Here is a 20,935-nt window from a genome sequence, read left to right as displayed (position 1 = left end):
AAACAATGGATTAAGCACAACGTGTCACGCCGGTGCAAGACCCCGCACTGGCGCACTCGCGGTTAACCACCTGCCGGCCGGACGCTTCCCGGGCAGGGCCGCTACCGGACGGGAAGGAGTTGGGCATGGCATCAGCTAACCTCAACAATTCAAGGCGACGTTCCATCTCACGTCTGGTGCGCTTCCCGGGCCGGGGCACCACCGCGAACACCTCACCGACCCTGGAACCGCTGCTGCGCACGGTCAAGTCCAAGCATCCCAAGGCGGACCTGGACCTGCTGGTGCGCGCCTACCAGGTCGCCGAGAAATACCACGAGGGCCAGAAGCGCAAGAGCGGGGACCCGTACATCACCCACCCGGTGGCGGTGGCCACCATCCTGGCCGAAATGGGCATGACCGGGGCGATCCTGGCCGCGGCGCTGCTGCACGACACGGTGGAGGACACCGACTACTCCCTGGAGCAGGTCACCAAGGACTTCTCCGAGGAAATCGCGATGCTGGTTGACGGGGTCACCAAGCTGGACAAGGTCACCTATGGGGAGGCCGCCCCGGCCGAGACGGTGCGCAAGATGGTCATCGCCATGTCCCGCGACATCCGGGTGCTGCTGATCAAGCTGGCCGACCGGCTGCACAACGCGCGCACCTGGCGCTACGTCTCCCCGGAGTCCAGCTCGCGCAAGGCGAAGGAAACGCTGGAGATCTTCGCCCCGCTGGCCCACCGGCTGGGCATGAACACCGTGAAGTGGGAGCTGGAGGACCTCTCCTTCGCCGCGCTGCACCCCAAGGTGTACCAGGAGATCGTGCGGATGGTGGGGGACCGCACCCCGGAGCGGGAGAAGTACCTGGGCAACGTGCGCGCCATGCTGGCCAACGAGCTGACCACCCAGGGCATCCAGGCCGAGGTCTCGGGCCGTCCGAAGCACTACTACTCGATCTACCAGAAGATGATCGTGCGCGGCAAGGACTTCGATGACATCCACGACCTGATGGGCGTGCGCATCCTGGTGGACTCGGTCAAGGACTGCTATGGGGCGCTGGGCGTGGTGCACACCGAGTGGAACCCACTGCCGGGCCGCTTCAAGGACTACATCGCGATGCCCAAGCTGAACCTCTACCAGTCGCTGCACACCACGGTGATGGGCCCGGACGGCAAGCCGGTGGAGATCCAGATCCGCACCCACCAGATGCACGTGCGCGCCGAATACGGTGTGGCCGCTCACTTCCAGTACAAGCACGGCAACGCCGACAACTCCGCGCTCTCACCCGAGCAGAACATGGACTGGCTGCGTTCGCTCATGGAGTGGCAGGCCGACACCGAGGACTCCGAGGAGTTCCTGGACGGGCTGCGCTATTCGATCTCCTCCAACGAGGTCTACGTCTTCACCCCCAAGGGCGACATCATGTCGCTGCCGGCCGGCTCCACCCCGGTGGACTTCGCCTACTCGGTGCACACCGACGTCGGGCACCGCACCATCGGCTCCCGGGTCAACGGCAAACTCGTGCCGCTGCACACCGAGCTGAAGCAGGGTGACGTGGTGGAGGTGTTTACCTCCAAGGCCGAGGGGGCCGGACCCTCCCAGGACTGGCAGAACTTCGTGCAGTCCGCCCGCGCCAAGGCCAAGATCCGCCAGTTCTTCTCCAAGGAACGGCGTGAGGAGGCCATCGAAAAGGGCAAGGAGCTGCTGACCAAGGAGCTGCGGCGCAACCAGCTGCCGCTGCAGAAGATGATGACCCACGAGCTGCTTACCGCGGTGGCCACCGGGCTGCACCACCAGGACATCTCGGCGCTCTACCAGTCGGTGGGCGACGGGCACACCAGCGCCCAGAACGTCATCGAGCACCTCACCGCGCTGATCGGCCCGCCGGAGTCCGAGCAGGTGGAGGAGGAGGCCCCGGTCGCCCCCGTGGTCTCCAAACCCACCACCGGCAACGACGCCGGCGTGGTGGTCGAGGGGCTGGGCGATGTGCTGGTCAAGCTGGCCCGCTGCTGCTCACCGGTCCCACCGGATGAGATCACCGGGTTCGTCACCCGCGGCTCGGGAATCTCCGTGCACCGCTCCGACTGCCTGAACCTGGCGCAGCTGAAGGAGCAGACCGACCGGATCGTGGCGGTGTCCTGGGCGGACAAGCATTCGGGGGTGTTCCGGGTGGAGATCATCGTGGAGGCGCTGGACCGCAAGTCGCTGCTTTCCGACGTCACCCGGATCCTGGCCGAAAACCACCTGAGCATCCTCTCGGCCAGCGTGCAGACCACGCGGGAGCGGGTGGCGATCTCCCGCTTCTCCTTCGAAATGGGCGACCCGAAGTTCCTCACCCACGTGCTGAACCAGGTGCGGCGCATCGACGGGGTGTACGACGTGTACCGCACCACCGCCAGCTCCCGGCGCTAAAGGGCCGCGCCACGGGCCGCCGCAGCCCACACCCCAGCCCTCAGGCGGCCTGGGGCTGCATCGACTCCACCAGGCGCAGCCCACGCTGCACCGGGGAACTGCCCGGCATCCGGTTCAGGCGCTGCAGCACCGCCTGAAGGTGCAGGTACGGGTCCTGCAGGCGCTGGATGCGATCCAGCGCCTCGACCACGATCGGCAGCGGGTCGTGGCAGGCCATGTCGCACACGGTGCGCAGCAGGCTGGTCACCGGGACCGGGCCGCGCACCAGCACCTCATCGGGCTCCAGCTGCAGCTGCATGAACTCATAGGGCAACCCGAAACTGGAGGGCACCGGCCGGCGGTAGACCGGGCTGCTGATGCCCATGCTGGTCGGGGAGGGAACCAGGCCATGGATCCACCCGGCCGCGGAGCGGCAGAACACCTCCCCGGGCCGCAGCCGCCGCCCCGCGACAAAGTGGGCGATCTGCGCCCGAACGCTCGCGTCGTAGCGGTGGCTGACATCCAGGTAGTGCCCGGGCAGGGTTTCGCGCAGGTAACCGCGTGAGACCATCGCCCCCAGCTCGTTGCGGGTAAAGGGCTGGCCGATAACGAACAGGTCTTCGGGGATGCGCAGCGCCGTGGGGCGCTGCCTAGTAGTTTTTTCCATGCTGCTACTGAAACAGATTGCCCGCCGCTGTGGCAGGTGAAGTGCCCGGCTGTGGATTACCGGGACAGGCCAGCGCAGCGCGGCGGAAAGAACAAGGGGAGTAAACGCGAACCGCCCACCGCAGGTGCTGCCTGCGGTGGGCGGTTCAAGGCTGCTGGCAGCCTACTGGAAGTCGGCGGCCGACTTCTCCAGGGTGTTCAGCCACATGCGGCGGGCGTCCAGCGCCTCCTGGGCCGCGGCGATCTTCTTCTCGTTGCCCTTCTTCTTGGCCTGCTCCAGGTCCTCCTCCAGCTGGGCAATGGTGTCCTGCAGCTGGGAGAGCATCGAGTTGGAACGGGCCTTGGTTTCCGGGTTGGAACGGCGCCACTGCTCGTCCTCGGCGTTGCGCACCGCGTCCTCCACGTGGCGCAGCGCCGCCTCCACCCGCTGCAGGTCCCCGCGCGGCACCTTGCCGGCGGCTTCCCAGCGGTCGCGGATGGATTCCAGGGACTTCTTCGCGGCGTTCAGGTCCTTGATCGGCAGCAGTGCGCGGGCTTCCTCCAGCAGCGCCTCCTTGACCACCAGGTTCTCCCGGAAACTGGCGTCAACCTTCGCGTTCTGCTCGGCACGGGCCTGGAAGAACACGTCCTGCGCGGCGCGGAAGCGGCCCCACAGTGCGTCGTCGTCCTTGCGCGAGGCGCGGCGCGACTTCTTCCACTCGTCCATCAGCTTGCGGTACTCGGCGGCGGTGCCGGCCCAGTCGGTGGAATTCTGCAGCGCCTCGGCGCGCTCGATCAGCGCCTCCTTGACTTTCTTCGCCTCGGCGTTCTGCGCATCAAGCTGCGAGAAGTAGGCGCGGCGGTGGCGGTCAAAGGTGGTGCGGGCGGCACGGAAGCGCTTCCACAGCGCGTCCTCGGTGGAGCGCGGCAGGCGCACGGAGGAGCGCTGGGCTTCCTTCCACGCGTCGAACAGGCCGTTCATGGTCTGCGAGGCGGTCTTCCACTGGATCTGCTCCGGGTTCTTCCCCGCCAGCTCCTCGGCCTGCACGACGATGCCCTCACGGATCTTCTGCTGCTCGGCCCGGGCCTGCTCGGTGGCGCGGCGCTGCTCCTTGCCCAGGGCCTCCACGGCGGTGCGCAGGGTTTCCAGGCGGGTCTCCAGGGCGGCGATGTCGCCGACCATGGCGCGTTCGGAGACCAGGGCGGCGATGGAGTCGATGGTCTTGGCCATGTCGCCGCTGGGCGCCTTGGCCGCGACCCGCTGCTCGAGCAGCATCATCTGCGAGACCACGTCGTCGTACTTGCGCACGAAGTAGGCCAGCGCCTCATCCTCGGTGGCATCCGGGTACTGGCCCACCGGGTGTTCGGTGCCGTCGATGATGACGAACACGTGGCCGTCCTCGGTGACGCGGGCAAACTTGCGCGCCTCATCCAGGGGAGTGGAGTGGTCGGCCGGGGCCGGGGCCGCCGGGGCTACGGCGGGCTTGGCCGCGGGCGCACCGACAGGCTTCGCGGCGGGTGCCACGGCCTGCGGGGTCGGGGTTATCTGGTTGTCGTCGGATTTCTGACTGGTGGTCACCGCTGAAACTCTTTCACTAACTGAGCACTTGCTTCTAGTAACTCTACCCGTGGCCCCGCTTTCTTTGTAAGCGGATACGCGCAGTATTCTGTTCTATTGCGGCCTAAAATAGGACTTGGCCGCAAACGAACTAAGGAGTTTCATGGCACGCAAGGCCTCATTGTCCGGTTTTCCCGAATGGCTTCCCGCCGAACGCGTGGTTGAACAGCATGTGCTGGACACCCTGCGCCGGGTCTTCGAACTGCACGGTTTTGCGAACATCGAGACCCGTGCGGTCGAAACCCGGGCGCAGCTGCTGCGCAAGGGCGAGATCGACAAGGAGGTCTACGGCCTCTCCCGCCTGGCCGCGGACCCGGACGAGGAGAAGAACGACCCCAACGCGCTGGCCCTGCACTTCGACTTGACCGTGCCCTTCGCCCGCTACGTGGTGGAGAACGCCGGGCACCTGGCCTTCCCGTTCCGCCGCTACCAGATGCAGAAGGTCTGGCGCGGGGAACGCCCGCAGGACGGACGCTTCCGCGAGTTCACCCAGGCGGACATCGACGTGGTCGGCGACGGGTCGCTGCCGTTCAGCTACGACGTGGAGCTGGCGCTGACGATCGCCGATGCCCTCTCCGCGTTGCCGATCGGGGACTTCCGGCTGCGGGTGAACAACCGCAAGCTGGCCGAGGGCTTCTACCGCGGCCTGGGCCTGGAGGATCCGGACGCGGTGCTGCGGGCAATCGACAAGCTGGAGAAGATCGGGGCCGAGAAGGTCGCGGAAATCCTGACCACCGAGGTGGGCGCCACCGCGGCCCAGGCGCAGGCCGCCCTGGACCTGGCCGGGATCTGCACCTCGGACACCTCCTTCGTTGAGCAGGTGCGCGCCCTGGGTGTGGAGCACGAGCTGCTGGAAACCGGGCTGGACGAGCTCTCCCAGGTGATTGCCGCCGCCTCCAAGCGCGCCCCGGGCAACGTCGTCGCCGACCTGTCCATCGCCCGCGGCCTGGATTACTACACCGGCACCGTGTACGAGACCGTGCTGGTGGGCCACGAGTCCCTGGGCTCGATCTGCTCCGGCGGACGCTACGAGTCGCTGGCCTCCAAGGGCAAGAAGACCTACCCGGGGGTGGGCCTGTCCATCGGGGTGACCCGCCTGGTTTCGCGCATCCTGGCCGAGGAGCTGGTCACCGCGGCCCGCTCGGTGCCGTCGGTGGTTTATGTGACCTTGGCCAACGACGAGGCGTGGCACGAGGCCCAGGACGTGGCCGCGGCGCTGCGTGAGCGCGGGATCGCCTGCGAGGTGGCGGCCAGCGCCGAAAAGTTCGGCAAGCAGATCAAGTACGCTGATCGCCGCGGGATTCCCTTCGTGTGGTTCACCCACGCCGATGGCACCCACGAGGTGAAGGACATCCGCTCCGGCGAGCAGCTCAGCGCCGACCCGGCCAGCTGGACCCCGCCGGCCGAGGACCTGACAAATGTTGTCAGCTAGCGCCGTGCACTAAACTCACACGTAGAAAACCCCACGGGTGGCTGGCGGCACTATCCCCGCCTGCCACCCTGCTTCACAGGATTTCCCCTTTTTCGACTGAAAGGACCGTAGTGCTACGCACTCATCAGCTGGGCGAACTAAGCGCCGAGCACATTGGACAGCAGGTCACCCTCACCGGCTGGGTCGCACGTCGTCGCGATCACGGCGGTGTCGCGTTCCTGGATCTGCGCGACGCCTCGGGCATCGCCCAGGTCGTGGTGCGCGACGAGGAGGACTTCCACCCGCTGCGCAATGAGTTCGTGCTGAAGGTGACCGGTAAGGTCGAACGCCGCCCCGAGGGCAATGAGAACCCGGCCATCCCGACCGGTGAGATCGAAGTCCTGGCCGATGAGGTTGAGGTGCTGAACACCTCCGCGCCGCTGCCGTTCCAGATCGATGAGCACGTCGAGGTCGGCGAGGAGGCGCGTCTGCGCCACCGCTACCTTGACCTGCGCCGCCCGGGCCCGGCCAAGGCGCTGCGCCTGCGTTCGGAAGCGAACCGGATCGCCCGCAACCTGCTGCACGACCAGGGCTATGTGGAGATCGAAACCCCGACGCTGACCCGCTCCACCCCGGAAGGCGCCCGCGACTTCGTGGTCCCGGCCCGCCTGTCCCCGGGCAGCTGGTACGCCCTGCCGCAGTCCCCGCAGCTGTTCAAGCAGCTGCTGCAGGTCGGCGGCTTTGAGAAGTACTACCAGATCGCCCGCTGCTACCGCGATGAGGACTTCCGCGCGGACCGCCAGCCGGAGTTCACCCAGCTGGACATCGAGGCCTCGTTCGTCGAGGAAGACGACATCATCGCGCTGGGTGAGGCGCTGGTCAAGGAACTGTGGGCGCTGATCGACGTGCAGATCCCGACCCCGATCCGCCGCATGTCCTACGCCGAGGCGATGGCCAAGTACGGCAGCGACAAGCCGGACCTGCGTTTCGGCCTGGAGCTGAGCGAGATGACCGAGTACTTCGCCAACACCAGCTTCAAGGTGTTCCAGGCGGACTACGTCGGCGCCGTGGTCATGCCCGGCGGGGCCTCCCAGCCGCGCCGCACCCTGGATGCCTGGCAGGAATTCGCCAAGCAGCGCGGCGCTAAGGGCCTGGCCTACGTGCTGATCAAGGAAGACGGGGAGCTGGCCGGCCCGGTGGCCAAGAACCTGTCCGATGAGGAGAAGGCGGGCCTGGCCGAGGCCACCGGCGCGAAGGCCGGGGACTGCATCTTCTTCTCCGCCGGGGACAAGGCCGATGCGCGCGCCCTGCTCGGCGCGGTGCGCGTGGAAATCGGTCACCGCACCGGCCTGATCAAGGACGGGGACTGGGCGTTCGTGTGGGTCGTGGACGCACCGATGTTCGAGCCGGCCTCCGCCGCCGTGGCCTCCGGGGACGTGGCCGTGGGCGCCGGTGCCTGGACTGCGGTGCACCACGCCTTCACCAGCCCGAAGCCCGAGTTCATGGACACCTTCGACACCGACCCGGGTTCGGCCCTGTCCTACGCCTACGACATCGTCTGCAACGGCAACGAGATCGGCGGCGGTTCGATCCGTATCCACGACCGCGAGGTGCAGGAACGCGTCTTCAAGGTCATGGGCGTTTCCCAGGAGCAGGCGCAGACCCAGTTCGGCTTCCTGCTGGAGGGCTTCAAGTACGGCGCCCCTCCGCACGGCGGCATCGCCTTCGGCTGGGACCGCGTGCTGCAGCTGCTGACCGGTTCGGAGTCGATCCGCGACGTCATCGCCTTCCCGAAGACCGGTGGCGGCTTCGACCCGCTGACCGCCGCCCCGGCCCCGATCACCGCGCAGCAGCGCAAGGAAGCCGGTATTGACTTCAAGCCGGAGGCCAAGCCGGAGAAGAAGAAGTCCGAGGAGCCCGGCGCCGCGAAGTAGCACCGCGCGCCAGGCAAAGACCCGGGGCTGGTGCCGGTTCCAGCAGGAAACCGGCACCTGCCCCGGGTTTTCCTGTCCCCGCACCTGCCCACCGGCTCCCGGGTGGAGGGCTGGCCATACTGCGAATTATCAACTAGGTTGGAAATTGACCTACTGAGGGAGGATGCCGGTGGCCCGCAAGATTCGACGCACCGCCAGCGATACGGTGCTGGAGCAATGGCCCGCGGCCTACCGCGACTGGGTCAGCCAGTTCCACTTCCGGCTGGTGTGGGGCGGGTTGGATGACGCGCAGGCCGCCGCGGAGCTGGAGCGCCAGCTGCAGGCCGTACGCGACAGCGGTGAGGACCCCGCGGGGCTGCTGGGGGAACCGAACCGGTTCGGGCAGCAGCGGGCTGCGAGCCTGCTGGATCAGGCCCAGCGCCTGGAACGCGACCTGCCGGTCTTCCGGGGGAGCCAGCTGCTGCGGATCATCTCCTACCTGTGCTTCGGGCTGTTCGTGCTGGCCGCGGTGTTCCTGGGGTTCCGCGACGGATGGCTGAACCACAGTTGGCAGCTGTGGCAGGGCTTGTGCTTCCTGGTTGTCCCGTGGTGTGCGGCGCTTGGCTTGTGGGGGTGGATCAGTTTCCGGATGGGCAGGCTGCGCACCGCCGCCGCCTTCTGGACCGGTGCGGCGATCGCCCTGGTGGCCTTTGGCTGGCTGGTCTCGGTGTTGGACACCGAGTGGGTCCTTCCCGTGGCGAACCTGGTGGTGGGCCTCGGGGCGGCCGGGATGATCGTGCTCACCGCCGTGCTGCCGCGGCGCGAACCGGCGGCGCAGGACGATCCGGTGCTCGGCGACGAGCAGTGGTTCACCGCCCTGGAGCGAATCCTGCGCGGACGCTACCTCTTCACCCGCGCCCAGGCACGCGCCGAAGTGGCGCAGCTGCGCGCCCACCTGAAGCAGCAGGATGCCGAGGGTAAGGGCGAGCCGCCACTGAGCAGGCGTGCCGAGGGCGGTGCGCGACGGGAATTTGGGCCGGTCGCCGGCTACGCTACGATCCTGGCAGCCACCTGCCGGTCCTCGATCGTGCGGCAGCTGCGGCTGCGCAGCCTGGCGCTGACCGTGACGCTGGTGTTCTACGGCTGGATCATCCTCACCACGTGGTTCGATGAGGGGCCCGGCTTTGGCGCCTGGGTCATGAGCGCCGCCTGGCTGATGCTGTTGATCCTGATGCTGCGCGACCTGATGCCGCACCGCCGCCAGCAGGCCATTGCCAGCATGGCGAGGCGGCGACGCCAGGACGCTGCCGCCCGGGAACGAGCACTGGGCGGGCACGATGACTGAGGCGCGCCCCGAGCTGCCGGGCTCCTGGCAACGCGCTGTCCTGCCCCTGCTGCTGCTGAGCGAGCTGCAGCAGGGCCGACGCCACGGCTACGCGCTGGGCAAGGCGCTGCAGCAGCGTGGCCTGGATCCGGTCAAGGGGGCCACCCTGTATCCGGCGTTGGCCAAGCTCGAGGAGCGCGGGGAGGTTGCGGCTTCCTGGGAGGAAGGCAGCGGTGGGCCCGGCCGCAAGGTCTACGAGCTGACCTCCCGGGGACGCGAAGCGCTGGCGCACTACCTGCTGGCCTTCGACCGCCTGACCCGCATCGTCGCGGTGCAGGTACCAGAGGCACACCGTGCGCAGGAACAGGGGCAGCCGGGCTGAGCGGCTGGCCGGTCCATAGATGCCTGATGCGCGGGGCTTGGTGACCGGCCCGGGGGGACGGTGAACGCCGGCTTAGGCAGCCTTCCAATAGGTGTTGCGCCGCGGAATCTGCAATGGGTCGATGTGCTTGGGATACAGCACATGGGGCAGTCCCTTGTACCGGATGATCTTGAACAATCCGGCATGCACATCGGCGTGGTGTCCCTTGCAGGCGCCGGCGCCCTTGTCCACACTGGTCGGACAGCCTCCGGCCCAGCCCCCGTCTTCGTAGTGGTGGGCCTCCACCAGTTCCGGGGGCACCGTGCATCCGGGCACAATGCAGCCCCCGTCCCTGGCGATGATGATCTTGCGCTGCACCGTGTTGTACAGCCTTTGGGATCTGCCAACGTCCAGCACCTGCCCCAGGGAGTTGAACATCATCGGGATCAGGCGTGCCTGGCACAACAGGAGGCGCAGTTCCGTGGCCCCGATCCGCTGGCCGTGGGCGGTGACGCCCTTGGCTTGAGCCAGATTCAGCAGGCTGTCATAGTCCAGATGCACCACCACTTCGGGGGTGACGGTCTTGGTCTTGCCGGTTCCGTCCATGTTTTGCGACAGCAGGGCCACCAGGGCGTTCAGTCGGCGGCGTGCGGCGCTGACCTCCGGCGCCGTGAAGTCCGGTTCCGGTGTTTGGGCTGCTGCCGGTGCCGGGGGAGCTTGAGCCGGATCGCTTGCAGCTGGGGGACCGGCGTCGGGGTCAACGGCCCACTGCGGCGGTGGCTGGTCGGTGCGCAGCCAGTCCGGATCCGGGACCAGGGGAGCAGGATCCGGTGCCCCGCCCGCTCCGGTTGACCCATTGGCTGGTGTGGCCGCCGAGGATGCTGCCCTGCCTTTCGCCTCGCTGGGGCCACCGGGGGCCGATGGTGCCGGCTGGTTGCCGGAATCCAGTTCCTTCCCCGTCGTGCCCCGGTCCTTGGCCGAACCGGTGCCGCTGGCCTGCGCGGCGGCGCCGTCGGCGGCGATACGGGCAGCGGTTCCGGCCTGGGTGCGCCAGTTATCGGCCTGCGCGATCAGCGAGCGAATGCGTTCGGCGTCCGCTCCCACGGCGCGGATCACAAACTCCTGCACCCCGTGGCGGGTGGGCCGCACAAACAGGCCCAGCTCCGGCGGGATGTTCTCCCCGTTGGCTTCCCGGTACTCGGTGACCAGGGCGCCGAGCTTCTTCTTCGCGGTGCGCTGCTCCTCAGCGCGCAGGATCGCGGCCGCGTGCTCCTCGAGCAGCAGCCCGTCCTGGGCGGTGGCGGTCAGTGCGGTATCCACCCCGTTGAAGATTTCATCGGGGGCCTCAAGCCTGTCCAGGGCGCGGGCTGCCTGCGCCACCTGCCGCCGGTCGATCGACGGGTCGCGGTACACCCCGGCCAGCCGTTCGAAGCGCGGATTGCAGCGGGTGCCCTCCATGGTCCGCCGCCCCACCAGCCGGTGGGCGTCGGCGATGCGTCCGGCCGCCTCGTGATAGTCGATGTTCAGCCACGCGGCCAGCAGGTTCGCGGTGTCCTTGTAGCAGGTGCGCCCGCGCACCCGTTGGGCCGGGCACTGGAAGTTGGTGGTGCCCGCTGCCAGGGCATCGTACTCCTGCAAAGTCAGCGAGTGCGCGCCGGCCAGTTCGGCGTCCAGCGCCACTTCCAGCTGCTCGCCGTGGATCAGCCAGGCGAACTGTTCAACGAGCTTGGCGTGGGCCAGCACCAGGCGCGGATCGTGGTGGCAGTGCACCAGACGGCCCAGGGCGGTGAACAGCGCAAGGCACAGGCGACCCAGTTCCAGGATCATGCCCGCCGAGAGCCGGCTGCCCAGCTCGGTGGAGGCGCGGCGCAGTGTGGCCAGCGCCGTGGCCAGTGATTGCGTGTTCATGCCTCCCAGCGTGCCCGCTGCGGGCACGCTGCGGGGTGGTGGCCTGAAAATTGTGGATAACTATTTGTGGGGTCCCCCGCCTACCCACCCACGAGTGCCCGTCCCATGAGTCCGTTCCTGGGTACCCGCCCACACGAGCCCGACCTCTGGAGTCGGTCGAGCAGGCCTGGCCCCGCACGGTCCGTGCAGCGCTGCACGGACAAGGCCTGGACATGGCCCGGGCAGTGCCGGGAGCCGGAGGTTAGGGCAGGTCGGCCGAATCCACCAGCAGGGTCACCGGACCGGAGTTGGTCAGCGAAACCTCCATCATCGCCCCGAAGCGCCCGGTGGCGACCTCTGCGCCCAGCTCGCGCAGGTAGGAGACGAAGTAGTTGTACAGCGGTTCGCTGTGCGCCCCGCCGGCGGCCTGCGTCCAGGATGGGCGCCGGCCCTTGCGCACCGAGCCGTAGAGCGTGAACTGGCTGATCACCAGCAGCGGCGCGTTCTGGGATTCGGCGCTGGTTTCCCCCTCCAGGATGCGCAGCCGGTAAATTTTCTCGGCGACCTTGCGCGCGGTGACCTGGTCGTCCTCGTGGGTGATGCCCAGCAGCACCACCAGTCCCGGGGCGCCCAGTTCACCGACCACCGTCCCCTCCACCTCGACCTTGGCCTGGCTGGCTACTTGCACAACGGCGCGCATACTGTCCCTTCGCTTGGTATTGCTTCTGGCGGCTGGTTCCACCGCTGATTCCGCGGCTGAGCTGCGGGCAGGCCGCGCGGGTGATCCGCGGCGGCCGGGGCGGGTGGGCCCCGGTGGCTGCCCCTACCAGAGTATCGGTAGGGTGGAGTGGTGAACGATTTGCTCGATGGGCTGAACGATGAACCGGTCAAACGCCCGCGGCCCCCACTGGCGGTGCGGATGCGCCCGCGCACCCTTGATGAGCTGGTCGGCCAGCAGCACCTGCTCGGTCCCGGCTCCCCGCTGCGCCAGCTGGCCGAGTCCCCGTCCACCGGGCCCTCCGGTCCGGCCAGCGTGATCCTCTACGGCCCGCCGGGGATCGGCAAGACCACCATCGCGCACGTGATCGCCCGGGCCACGGACCGCAAGTTCGTGGAGCTTTCGGCGATCACCGCCGGGGTGAAGGATGTGCGCCGGGTGATGGAGCAGGCCAAGGACGACCGGGACCTGCGCGGGATGACCACGGTCCTGTTCCTCGATGAGATCCACCGCTTCAACAAGGCCCAGCAGGATGCGCTGCTGCCCGGGGTGGAGAACCGCCAGGTGGTGCTGGTGGCCGCGACCACCGAAAACCCGTCGTTCTCGGTCATTTCCCCGCTGCTTTCGCGCTCGCTGCTGCTGACCCTGCGTCCGCTGGAGGAAGGGGACATCACCGCCCTGCTCACCCGCGCGGTGGCCGATGAACGCGGGTTCAACGATGAGGTGGCGCTGCCCGATGAGCAGCGGGAGACGATCGTGCGCCTGGCCCAGGGCGATGCCCGCCGCGCGCTGACCGTGCTGGAGGCGGCCGCCGCGGTGGCCTGGAACGCGGCCGGGCCAAACCCGCGGCCGCCGGTGGTGATCGAGGAGGGGCACGTGCACCTGGCCATGGACCAGGCGGTGGCCCGCTACGACCGGGACGGGGACCAGCACTACGACATCATCAGCGCGTTCATCAAGTCGATCCGCGGCTCGGACGTGGACGCGGCGCTGCACTACCTGGCCCGGATGCTGCATGCGGGGGAGGACCCGCGCTTCATCGCCCGGCGGCTGATGATCAGCGCCAGCGAGGACATCGGGATGGCCGATCCCACCGCGCTGCCGCTGGCGGTGGCCGCCGCCCAGTCGGTGCAGCTGACCGGGATGCCCGAGGCGCGGATCATGCTCGGGCAGGCGACCGTGCACCTGGCCACCGCACCGAAGTCCAACGCCTCCTACCTGGCCATCAACCAGGCGCTGGCCGACGTGCAGGCCGGCAAGGGCGCGAAGGTGCCCGACCACCTGCGCGACGCCCACTACCCGGGGGCCAAGGCGCTGGGGCACGGCGTGGGTTACATCTACTCCCACGACGCCCCGCATTCGATCGCCACCCAGCAGTACGCCCCCGATGACTTGGCCGGGGTGAACTACTACACACCCACCGCCAACGGCGCGGAGAAGCCGATCGCCGACCGGCTGGCCCGGCTGCGGGCGATCATCCGCGGCAAGCGCTGAACCGGCCCGGAGCCCGCCGACCCCCGGGTCCGCAGTCCACCCGCGTCCCGACCGCGCTCGGATGCGAGCTTGCTTACACCCCGCCGGCCCGATCCGCCGCGAGGCCCACGGGCCGGGGTGAAGGGTGTAAACTTGATCCTTGGCTGGCAAGCCGCGCCCTCGGGCGTGGTTGCAGTGCTCACCGGGATGCGACGCCCCACCACTCTCCACCCTGGAGGCCAGTTACCATCCGTCGCTAAACAGAAGAGGACACATTTATGGCTAACGCCCGTGCCCGCCGTACCGTGCGCCTGTCGCGCGCACTTGGCATTGCACTGACCCCGAAGGCTGAGAAGTACATGGAGCGCCGTCCGTACGGCCCCGGTCAGCATGGTCGTGCCCGCAAGAAGCAGGACAGCGACTACGCAGTGCGTCTGCGCGAGAAGCAGCGTCTGCGCGCCCAGTACGGCATCCGCGAAGTCCAGATGCTCAACGCCTTCAAGGAAGCCAAGCGCCTTGGCGGGGAGACCGGCGGCAACCTGCTGGCCCTGCTCGAGTCCCGCCTGGACGCCCTGGTGCTGCGTGCCGGCTTCGCCCGCACCATCCAGCAGGCCCGCCAGCTGGTCGTGCACCGCCACATCATGGTCAACGGCCAGCGTGTGGACCGCCCCTCGTTCAAGGTGAAGCCGGGTCAGGTGATCCACGTTCACGAGAAGAGCGAGAAGATGGTTCCGTTCCAGATGGCCGCCGCTGGCGAGCACGCACAGGTGCTGCCGGCCGTTCCGGGCTACCTGGACGTGAAGCTGGAATCGCTGCAGGCCACCTACGTGCGCCTGCCCGAGCGCTCGGAGATCCCGGTGACCTGCGAAGAGAACCTCGTGGTCGAGTACTACGCACGCTAGGCCACCCGCCACGTGTGCGCCGATGGCCCGCAACCGTCCACGGTTGCGGGCCATCGGTCCTTAACTACCTGTTCGGCCAATCGGTTCGATAAGGTGGACTGGCACCGAAGAACAACAGCAGAAGAGGAAGCTCATGTCGGGTTCGGATATTGCAGGTCTCATCGCCGCCGGCGTCTTCGCCATCCTGGTGGCGTTGCTGGCGGTCCCCATCATCAAGTTGGGAAAGGTTTTCGATGAGCTGCGCGACTCGATCAAGGACCTGTCCGACGGCACCACCCCGCTGATCGGGGAAGTGGCCAACACCGTGGCCACCACGAACGACCAGCTGAAGAAGGTCGACGCGATCACCTCCAACGTTTCGGACGCCACCGCGAACGCCTCGGCGCTGTCCTCGCTGGCGGCCGCCACCCTGGGCAAGCCGCTGATCAAGGTCGCCGCCTTCACCTCCGGGGTGAAGGCCGCGATGAACACCAAGCCGCGCGGCACCGGCCGCCGCAGCCGTTAGGAGTCAGGCATGAAGAAGCTGATGTGGGTCGCCATTGGTGTCGGCGTGGGCATCCTGGCCACCCGGAAGTACACCGATATCTCCTCCGGCAGCGCGCTGAACCGGCAGGTGGGCAAGTACGCCGACAACATCGCGGATGTGGCCGCCGCCTTCCGTGAGGGAATGCACAGCCGCGAACAGGAACTGCGCTCCGCGTTGGGCGTGGAAGAGAACACTATGAAGGGATCGTCCTCAGCACGATGAAAACGCAGGAAATTGCCCGCCGCTGGATCGACTTTTTCGTTTCGAAGGGTCACACCGCGGTTCCCAGCGCCTCGCTGGTCTCCACCGACCCGTCACTGCTGTTCACGGTGGCCGGCATGGTCCCGTTCATCCCCTACCTGACCGCCGTTGAGGAACCGCCCTACAGCCGGGCCACTTCCGTGCAGAAGTGCATCCGCACCGCGGACATCGAAGAGGTCGGCAAGACCGTGCGCCACGGCACCTTCTTCCAGATGTGCGGCAACTTCTCCTTCGGGGACTACTTCAAGGAAGAGGCGATCACCTTCGCCTGGGAGCTGCTGACCAACCCGGTCGCCGAGGGCGGCTACGGGCTGGACCCGCAGCGGCTGTGGGTCACCGTCTACGAGGACGGCGAGGAGCGCGACGAGGAAGCCCGGCGCATCTGGGAAGAGAAGATCGGCCTGCCGCGCGAGCGGGTCGTGGGCACCGGCAAGGAAGACAACTACTGGAACACCGGCCAGCCCGGCCCCGGCGGCCCCTGCTCGGAGATCTACTACGACCGCGGCCCGGAATACGGCATGGAGGGCGGCCCGGCGGTCGACGAGACCCGCTACATCGAGATCTGGAACCTGGTGTTCATGCAGTACCGGCTTTCGGCGGTGCGCTCGAAGACCGACTTCGACGTGGCCGGTGAGCTGCCCAAACGCAACATCGACACCGGGCTGGGCCTGGAGCGTCTGGCGATGATCCTGCAGGGCGTGGAGAACATGTACGAGACCGACCAGGTGCGCCCGGTGCTGGACCGCGCCGCCGCCCTGGCCCAGGTGCGCTACACCTCCACCGAGGACCCGGCGGACCCGAACCACGCCAACGACGTGCGCCTGCGCATGATCGCCGACCACATCCGCAGCGCCCTGATGCTGATCTCCGACGGGGTCACCCCCGGCAACGAGGGCCGCGGCTACGTGCTGCGCCGCCTGATCCGCCGCGCGGTGCGCGCCATGCGCCTGATGGGCGTCGAATCCGAGGTGCTGCCCCAGCTGCTGCCGGTCTCCCGCGACGCGATGAAGGGCGTCTACCCGGAGGTGGAGGCCGACTTCGAGCGCATCGCCCGGATCGCCTACGCCGAGGAGCGCGCCTTCCGCCGCACCATCGCCTCGGGCACCACCCGGCTGGATGAGGCCCTGGCCCACGCCAAGGCCGAGGGCGCCAACCTGTCCGGGGACGAGGCGTTCGCGCTGCACGACACCTACGGCTTCCCGATCGACCTGACTCTGGAGATCGCCTCCGAGGCCGGGCTGGCGGTGGACGAGTCCCGTTTCCGCGAGCTGATGAGCGAACAGCGCACCCGCGCGCAGAAGGACGCGAAGGCCAAGAAGTCCGGGCACGCGGATTTGTCGCTGTACAACAAGCTGGCCGAGGCCGGTTCGGTGCACTTCACCGGCTACGACACCCTGGAGGGTGAATCCAAGATCCGCGGGATCGTGCGCGACGGGCAGCTGGTGCCGTTCGCCGAGCAGGGCCAGCAGATCGACCTGGTGCTCGATGAGACCCCGTTCTACGCCGAGGCCGGCGGCCAGGCCGGGGACGTGGGGCTGATCACCGGTGACGGCTTCGTGCTGGAGGTCACCGACGTGCAGGCCCCGCTCAAGGGCCTGAACGTGCACAAGGCCGTGGTGCGCGAGGGCGAGCTGCCGGCCGAGGCGCTGGTGCGCACCCAGGTCGATGCGATCCGCCGCCACTCCGGGGAGCAGGCCCACTCGGCCACCCACCTGGTGCACGCCGCGCTGCGCCAGCTGCTGGGCCAGGAAGCCACCCAGGCCGGGTCGTTCAACAAGGCCGGCTACCTGCGCTTTGACTTCTCCTGGGCCGAGCAGCTTTCGGCCGAGGCCCGCCTGGAGATCGAGGAAGTGGTGAACCTGGCGATCCTGGCCAACCACAACGTGATCACCAACGAGATGGCCCTGTCCGAGGCCAAGGCCCGCGGCGCGATCGGGCTGTTCGGGGAGAAGTACGGCAACCAGGTGCGCGTGGTGGAGATGAACGGGGACTGGTCGCGCGAACTGTGCGGCGGCACCCACGTGGGCTCCACCGCCACCATCGGGCAGCTGACCCTGCTTTCGGAGGCCTCGGTCGGTTCGGGCAACCGCCGCGTCGAGGCGCTGGTGGGCATGGAGGCGTTCAAGCACGGGGCCGCCGAGCGCGCCCTGGTCAACGAGCTGTCCACGATGTTCAAGGTGCCCTCCGGGCAGGTCACCGAGCGCGTGAACGAGACCGTGGCGAAGCTGAAGGCCGCCGAGAAGCAGATCTCCGAGCTGAAGGCCGCCGCGCTGCTGGCCCAGGCGCAGGGGCTGCTGGACTCGGTGCAGCAGGTGCGCGGCGTGAAGCTGCTGGCCCACGACGCCGGCGCCGTGGATTCGGCCGATGCGCTGCGCACCCTGGCCCTGGATCTGCGCGGCAAGCTGGGCAGCGAGCCGGCGGTGATCGTGCTGATCGGCGTGGCCGGCGGACGCCCGCTGGTGCTGGCCGCCACGAATGAGGCCGCCCGCGCGGCCGGGCACAAGGCCGGCGCGCTGGTGCGCACCGCGACCGGGGTGCTTGGCGGCGGTGGCGGCGGCAAGGACGACATGGCCCAGGGCGGGGGCAAGGACGCGTCGAAGATCGGCCCGGCCCTGGAGGCGATCCGTTCGGCCGTGGCCAATGCCTGATCCGCACCAGGTGCCCGAGCCGGGGCACGCCGCCGGCCAGCAGGCCCCCGCCGGGAAACCGGCGGGGGCCTGCCCCGGCGCGCTGCTGGGCGTGGACGTGGGCGCGGCCCGGGTGGGGGTGGCCGTCGCCCAGGCCGATTCCGGGCTGGCGCTGCCGGTGTCCACGCTGCGCCGGGATGCGAAGAAGAACTCGGATCGGCGGATCCTGCTGAAAATGGTGCTTGATCGCCAAGTTACCGACGTGTACATTGGGGAGCCGAAGTCGCTGTCCGGCAACGCCACCGAATCCACGAAAATGGCCCGTGACTACGCCATCTCGCTGGCCGAGGAGGCCCATGAGGCGGGGATCGAGCTCGGCGTGTGGCTGATCGACGAACGGCTGAGCACGGTCAGCGCGCACCGGGCGCTGCATGAGGCCGGACGCAAGTCCCGCAGCCACCGCGAGGTGGTGGACCAGGCGGCCGCCGTGGAAATACTGCAACAGGTCCTGGACCGCAAGCACAACCAGGTGCCCATCCAGGCCAGCCGGGTCGTCATCCGCTGATACCCCAGCCCCCATCCGACGCAGGAGAGAGCCCAATGCGAGACGAATCTCGACGGGAAGCACAACGCCAGGCACGCCAGGAACTGCACCAGCGGTTCCTGGACGGCGCCCGCGGCGGGCTGCCGACCCCGGGGCAGCCGGAAATCATCGGCGCCTCCCTGCCCGCACCCGCCCTGAGCGAGGAACACACCTCCGCCGACGAGCTGGCCCTGGCCGCGGCGAACACCACCCAGTTCGACGCCGCCGAGCCGGCGTCGTGGCAGACCCCCCACCACGGGCACCACGTGCGCCGGGACGAGGCGCAGCCGGCCGGGGAGCCGGCCGCCGGGATCAGCGCGCCGGTCGCGGCCGCGCACCTGTACCAGGAGGAACCCGAATCCCAGGTGAGGGCCCGGCGCCAGCGCAGCAAGCGCCGGCGCAACCTGGTGATGGCCGCCACCGTGCTGATCTTCGCGCTGGTCGTGGCCGGCGCCGGGTTCACCGTGCGCGGCATCTACAAGGCGTTCAACCCCGATGACTATCCCGGCCCCGGCGGGGCGCAGGTCGAATTCGTCGTGGAGGACGGCTGGGGCGTGGGGATCATCTCCCGCAAGCTCGAGGAGCTGGACGTCGTCTCCGACGACAAGCTGTTCGTCAAGGCCATGGACGCCTCCGCGGCCGGGAACAAGGTCATCCACCCGGGCACCTATGTGCTGCAAAAGCAGCTGCCGGCCGCCGAGGCCGTGGACCTGATGGTGGACAACCGCCCGGACAAGGTCTTCTACGTGGGCCTGAAGCAGAACATGCGCCTGAACGCGGCCCTGGAGGAAATCGCCAAGGGCTCGGGGCTGGAGCTGAAGGAACTGACCGAGCTGGCCAACGACCCCGAACGCTTCGGGCTGCCCGGGGAGGCGAAGAACCTGGAGGGCTACCTGCACCCGGGCGAATACCGCTTCGCCCTGGACACCAGCGCCGAAGAGGTGCTGCGCCAGCTGGTGGACTCCACCACCGCCACCCTGGCCGAGCACGGGGTGAACGACCCGGCCCAGGGCTACCGGGTGCTGAAGATCGCCTCGATCCTGCAGGCCGAAGCCCAGCCGAAGGACTACGCGGTGGTCGCCGGCGCACTGAACAACCGGCTGTCCGAGCAGAACGACCAGACCCACGGACTGCTGCAGGTGGACTCCGCGGTGATCTACGGGCTGGACCGCTACACCCTGCAGTTCTCCAAGCAGGAGAAGGCCGATAAGTCCAACCCGTACAACACCTACGTGCACCGCGGGCTGCCGCCCACCCCGATCGGCTCCCCGGCCGACTCGGCGATCGCCGCGGCCGTGAACCCGCAGGAGAACGACTTCTACTACTGGGTGACGGTGAACATCGCCACCGGGGAAACCAAGTTCGCCCGCACCTACCAGGAGCACCAGCGCTACCAGCAGGAGTTCCGCGACTGGTGCCAGGCCAACCCGGGGCAGTGCTAGGCTCCATCGCCACCGAAGAACAACGCGCAAGCCACCGACAGTGAGGTAACCGTGAAGGCCGCAGTCCTGGGCAAGCCCATCAGCCACTCCAAGTCCCCGCAGCTGCACCGCGCCGCCTACCGGCTGCTCGGCGTGGACCTGGACTACCAGCGCCTGGAACTGGACCCGGCCGACGCGCCGGACTTCGCCGCCGGGCTGCGCGCCGGCGGCTGGGCCGGCTGCTCGGTCACCATGCCGCTGAAGGACGTGTTCATCGGCCACATGGACAGCGTCACCGACCTGGTCACCACCACCGGGGCGCTGAACACCATCGTGGTGCACCCGGACGGGACCCTGCACGGGCAGAACACCGACGTGTACGGGATCGTGCGGGCCTTCGCCGACGCCGGGATCGGGCACACCGGCACCGGCACCATCCTGGGGGCCGGGAACACGGCGCTGGCCGCCGTGCAGGCGCTGCACCAGATGGGCGCCGAACGGGTGCGCTTCGTGGTGCGCGATCCGGCCCGCGCCGGGCGGGTCACCGCCCTGGCCGCCGCGCTGGGCATGGCCGCCGAGGTCAGCCCGGTGCGGGAGATCACCGGGGACCCGGTGGTGGTTTCCACCCTGCCCCCCTCCGCCGCCGACGGCTGGGTGCCCGCCCTGGGCGCGGGCACCGGAACCCTGCTGGATGTGGCCTACGACCCGTGGCCCTCCGCCCTGGCCGCCGCCTGGCGGGGGCCGGTCATCAACGGGCTGGCGATGCTGGTGCACCAGGCGGTGGAGCAGGTGCGCCTGTTCACCGGGCTGGACCTGGCGCAGGAGGAGCGCGAAAATGTCACAAACACCATGTTTGCGGCCGTGGCGCTTCATCGAGGTCGGTAAAAGCGCCGGCA

General features: G+C 68.6%; 17 protein-coding genes. 13 read left to right on the top strand and 4 right to left on the bottom strand.

Annotated features, from left to right (window positions below; translation table 11 throughout):
* The first annotated feature begins 125 nt into the window (after positions 1 to 125).
* Positions 126 to 2,390: a RelA/SpoT family protein gene (locus GcLGCM259_RS07840; RefSeq protein ID WP_138174118.1), complete on the top strand. Its 2,265-nt coding sequence runs from the start codon at positions 126 to 128 to the stop codon at positions 2,388 to 2,390.
* Positions 2,391 to 2,430: 40 nt separating this feature from the next.
* Here GcLGCM259_RS07840 and GcLGCM259_RS07835 read toward each other — a convergent pair whose 3' ends face one another.
* Together GcLGCM259_RS07835 and GcLGCM259_RS07830 are read right to left on the bottom strand one after the other, a co-directional pair.
* A complete protein-coding gene (locus GcLGCM259_RS07835; protein WP_138926263.1) occupies positions 2,431 to 3,036 on the bottom strand; it encodes a hypothetical protein in 606 nt (201 codons plus the stop codon).
* A gap of 162 nt (positions 3,037 to 3,198) precedes the next feature.
* Positions 3,199 to 4,593 carry a DUF349 domain-containing protein gene (locus GcLGCM259_RS07830; RefSeq protein WP_138926262.1) on the bottom strand — a complete coding sequence of 465 codons (1,395 nt, stop codon included), beginning with the start codon at positions 4,591 to 4,593 and terminating at the stop codon, positions 3,199 to 3,201.
* A gap of 142 nt (positions 4,594 to 4,735) precedes the next feature.
* Here GcLGCM259_RS07830 and hisS point away from each other — a divergent pair, with 142 nt between their 5' ends.
* The 4 genes from hisS to GcLGCM259_RS07810 all read left to right on the top strand — a co-directional run bounded on the left by hisS (position 4,736) and on the right by GcLGCM259_RS07810 (position 9,662).
* Positions 4,736 to 6,064: a histidine--tRNA ligase gene (gene hisS, locus GcLGCM259_RS07825; RefSeq protein ID WP_138926261.1), complete on the top strand. Its 1,329-nt coding sequence runs from the start codon at positions 4,736 to 4,738 to the stop codon at positions 6,062 to 6,064.
* Between the two features lie 110 nt (positions 6,065 to 6,174).
* Complete coding sequence (aspS, locus tag GcLGCM259_RS07820) at positions 6,175 to 7,977, top strand: aspartate--tRNA ligase (protein WP_138926260.1); 1,803 nt, start codon at positions 6,175 to 6,177, stop codon at positions 7,975 to 7,977.
* 169 nt (positions 7,978 to 8,146) lie between these two features.
* Positions 8,147 to 9,301, top strand: a complete 1,155-nt coding sequence (locus GcLGCM259_RS07815; RefSeq protein ID WP_138926259.1) for an MFS transporter — start codon at positions 8,147 to 8,149, stop codon at positions 9,299 to 9,301.
* The gene (locus GcLGCM259_RS07810) at positions 9,294 to 9,662 is read left to right on the top strand and encodes a PadR family transcriptional regulator (protein ID WP_138926258.1); all 369 of its coding nucleotides are present in this window, start codon (positions 9,294 to 9,296) and stop codon (positions 9,660 to 9,662) included. Before GcLGCM259_RS07815 ends, GcLGCM259_RS07810 begins: the two co-directional genes overlap by 8 nt.
* A gap of 72 nt (positions 9,663 to 9,734) precedes the next feature.
* On the opposite strand, the gene GcLGCM259_RS07805 is transcribed toward GcLGCM259_RS07810, so the two are convergent.
* Both GcLGCM259_RS07805 and dtd read right to left on the bottom strand, forming a co-directional pair.
* Entirely contained in the window at positions 9,735 to 11,549 is a 1,815-nt protein-coding gene (locus GcLGCM259_RS07805) for an HNH endonuclease signature motif containing protein (RefSeq protein ID WP_138926257.1), read from the bottom strand.
* A gap of 241 nt (positions 11,550 to 11,790) precedes the next feature.
* Positions 11,791 to 12,228, bottom strand: a complete 438-nt coding sequence (gene dtd, locus GcLGCM259_RS07800; RefSeq protein ID WP_138926256.1) for a D-aminoacyl-tRNA deacylase — start codon at positions 12,226 to 12,228, stop codon at positions 11,791 to 11,793.
* Between the two features lie 150 nt (positions 12,229 to 12,378).
* On the opposite strand from dtd, the gene GcLGCM259_RS07795 reads away from it, so the two are divergent.
* The 8 genes from GcLGCM259_RS07795 (at position 12,379) to GcLGCM259_RS07760 (ending at position 20,924) form a co-directional block, all read left to right on the top strand.
* On the top strand, positions 12,379 to 13,740 hold the full coding sequence (locus GcLGCM259_RS07795; protein ID WP_246049458.1) for a replication-associated recombination protein A: 1,362 nt from the start codon (positions 12,379 to 12,381) through the stop codon (positions 13,738 to 13,740).
* A 257-nt stretch (positions 13,741 to 13,997) separates the two neighbouring features.
* Positions 13,998 to 14,621 carry a 30S ribosomal protein S4 gene (rpsD, locus tag GcLGCM259_RS07790; protein WP_138174096.1) on the top strand — a complete coding sequence of 208 codons (624 nt, stop codon included), beginning with the start codon at positions 13,998 to 14,000 and terminating at the stop codon, positions 14,619 to 14,621.
* A gap of 133 nt (positions 14,622 to 14,754) precedes the next feature.
* A complete protein-coding gene (locus tag GcLGCM259_RS07785) occupies positions 14,755 to 15,126 on the top strand; it encodes a DUF948 domain-containing protein (protein WP_054821639.1) in 372 nt (123 codons plus the stop codon).
* 9 nt (positions 15,127 to 15,135) lie between these two features.
* Positions 15,136 to 15,369 (top strand): hypothetical protein, encoded by a 234-nt coding sequence (locus tag GcLGCM259_RS07780; protein ID WP_054821640.1) that lies wholly within the window; start codon positions 15,136 to 15,138, stop codon positions 15,367 to 15,369.
* A complete protein-coding gene (gene alaS, locus GcLGCM259_RS07775) occupies positions 15,366 to 18,056 on the top strand; it encodes an alanine--tRNA ligase (RefSeq protein ID WP_138926255.1) in 2,691 nt (896 codons plus the stop codon). Before GcLGCM259_RS07780 ends, alaS begins: the two co-directional genes overlap by 4 nt.
* Positions 18,049 to 18,600 (top strand): Holliday junction resolvase RuvX, encoded by a 552-nt coding sequence (ruvX, locus tag GcLGCM259_RS07770; protein WP_138926254.1) that lies wholly within the window; start codon positions 18,049 to 18,051, stop codon positions 18,598 to 18,600. The genes alaS and ruvX overlap by 8 nt, the downstream gene beginning before the upstream one ends.
* Positions 18,601 to 18,635: 35 nt before the next feature.
* A complete protein-coding gene (gene mltG / locus GcLGCM259_RS07765; protein WP_138926253.1) occupies positions 18,636 to 20,060 on the top strand; it encodes an endolytic transglycosylase MltG in 1,425 nt (474 codons plus the stop codon).
* A gap of 51 nt (positions 20,061 to 20,111) precedes the next feature.
* Positions 20,112 to 20,924 (top strand): shikimate dehydrogenase family protein, encoded by an 813-nt coding sequence (locus GcLGCM259_RS07760; RefSeq protein ID WP_138926252.1) that lies wholly within the window; start codon positions 20,112 to 20,114, stop codon positions 20,922 to 20,924.
* The last annotated feature ends 11 nt before the right edge of the window (positions 20,925 to 20,935 follow it).

The sequence above is a fragment of the Glutamicibacter creatinolyticus genome (assembly GCF_006094275.1).
Taxonomy (GTDB): domain Bacteria; phylum Actinomycetota; class Actinomycetes; order Actinomycetales; family Micrococcaceae; genus Glutamicibacter; species Glutamicibacter creatinolyticus.
The sequence above is the reverse complement of the archived record's forward strand: the minus strand, read 5'-3'. Positions and strand labels throughout refer to the sequence as shown.

Bases quoted from the DNA above. Each gene is read 5' to 3' on its own strand.
- GcLGCM259_RS07840 (WP_138174118.1), top strand. From the start codon at position 126: ATGGCATCAGCTAACCTCAACAATTCAAGGCGACGTTCCATCTCACGT.
- GcLGCM259_RS07835 (WP_138926263.1), bottom strand. From the start codon at position 3,036: ATGGAAAAAACTACTAGGCAGCGCCCCACGGCGCTGCGCATCCCCGAA.
- hisS (WP_138926261.1), top strand. From the start codon at position 4,736: ATGGCACGCAAGGCCTCATTGTCCGGTTTTCCCGAATGGCTTCCCGCC.
- GcLGCM259_RS07810 (WP_138926258.1), top strand. From the start codon at position 9,294: ATGACTGAGGCGCGCCCCGAGCTGCCGGGCTCCTGGCAACGCGCTGTC.
- GcLGCM259_RS07805 (WP_138926257.1), bottom strand. From the start codon at position 11,549: ATGAACACGCAATCACTGGCCACGGCGCTGGCCACACTGCGCCGCGCC.
- dtd (WP_138926256.1), bottom strand. From the start codon at position 12,228: ATGCGCGCCGTTGTGCAAGTAGCCAGCCAGGCCAAGGTCGAGGTGGAG.
- rpsD (WP_138174096.1), top strand. From the start codon at position 13,998: ATGGCTAACGCCCGTGCCCGCCGTACCGTGCGCCTGTCGCGCGCACTT.
- GcLGCM259_RS07785 (WP_054821639.1), top strand. From the start codon at position 14,755: ATGTCGGGTTCGGATATTGCAGGTCTCATCGCCGCCGGCGTCTTCGCC.
- GcLGCM259_RS07780 (WP_054821640.1), top strand. From the start codon at position 15,136: ATGAAGAAGCTGATGTGGGTCGCCATTGGTGTCGGCGTGGGCATCCTG.
- alaS (WP_138926255.1), top strand. From the start codon at position 15,366: ATGAAAACGCAGGAAATTGCCCGCCGCTGGATCGACTTTTTCGTTTCG.
- ruvX (WP_138926254.1), top strand. From the start codon at position 18,049: ATGCCTGATCCGCACCAGGTGCCCGAGCCGGGGCACGCCGCCGGCCAG.
- mltG (WP_138926253.1), top strand. From the start codon at position 18,636: ATGCGAGACGAATCTCGACGGGAAGCACAACGCCAGGCACGCCAGGAA.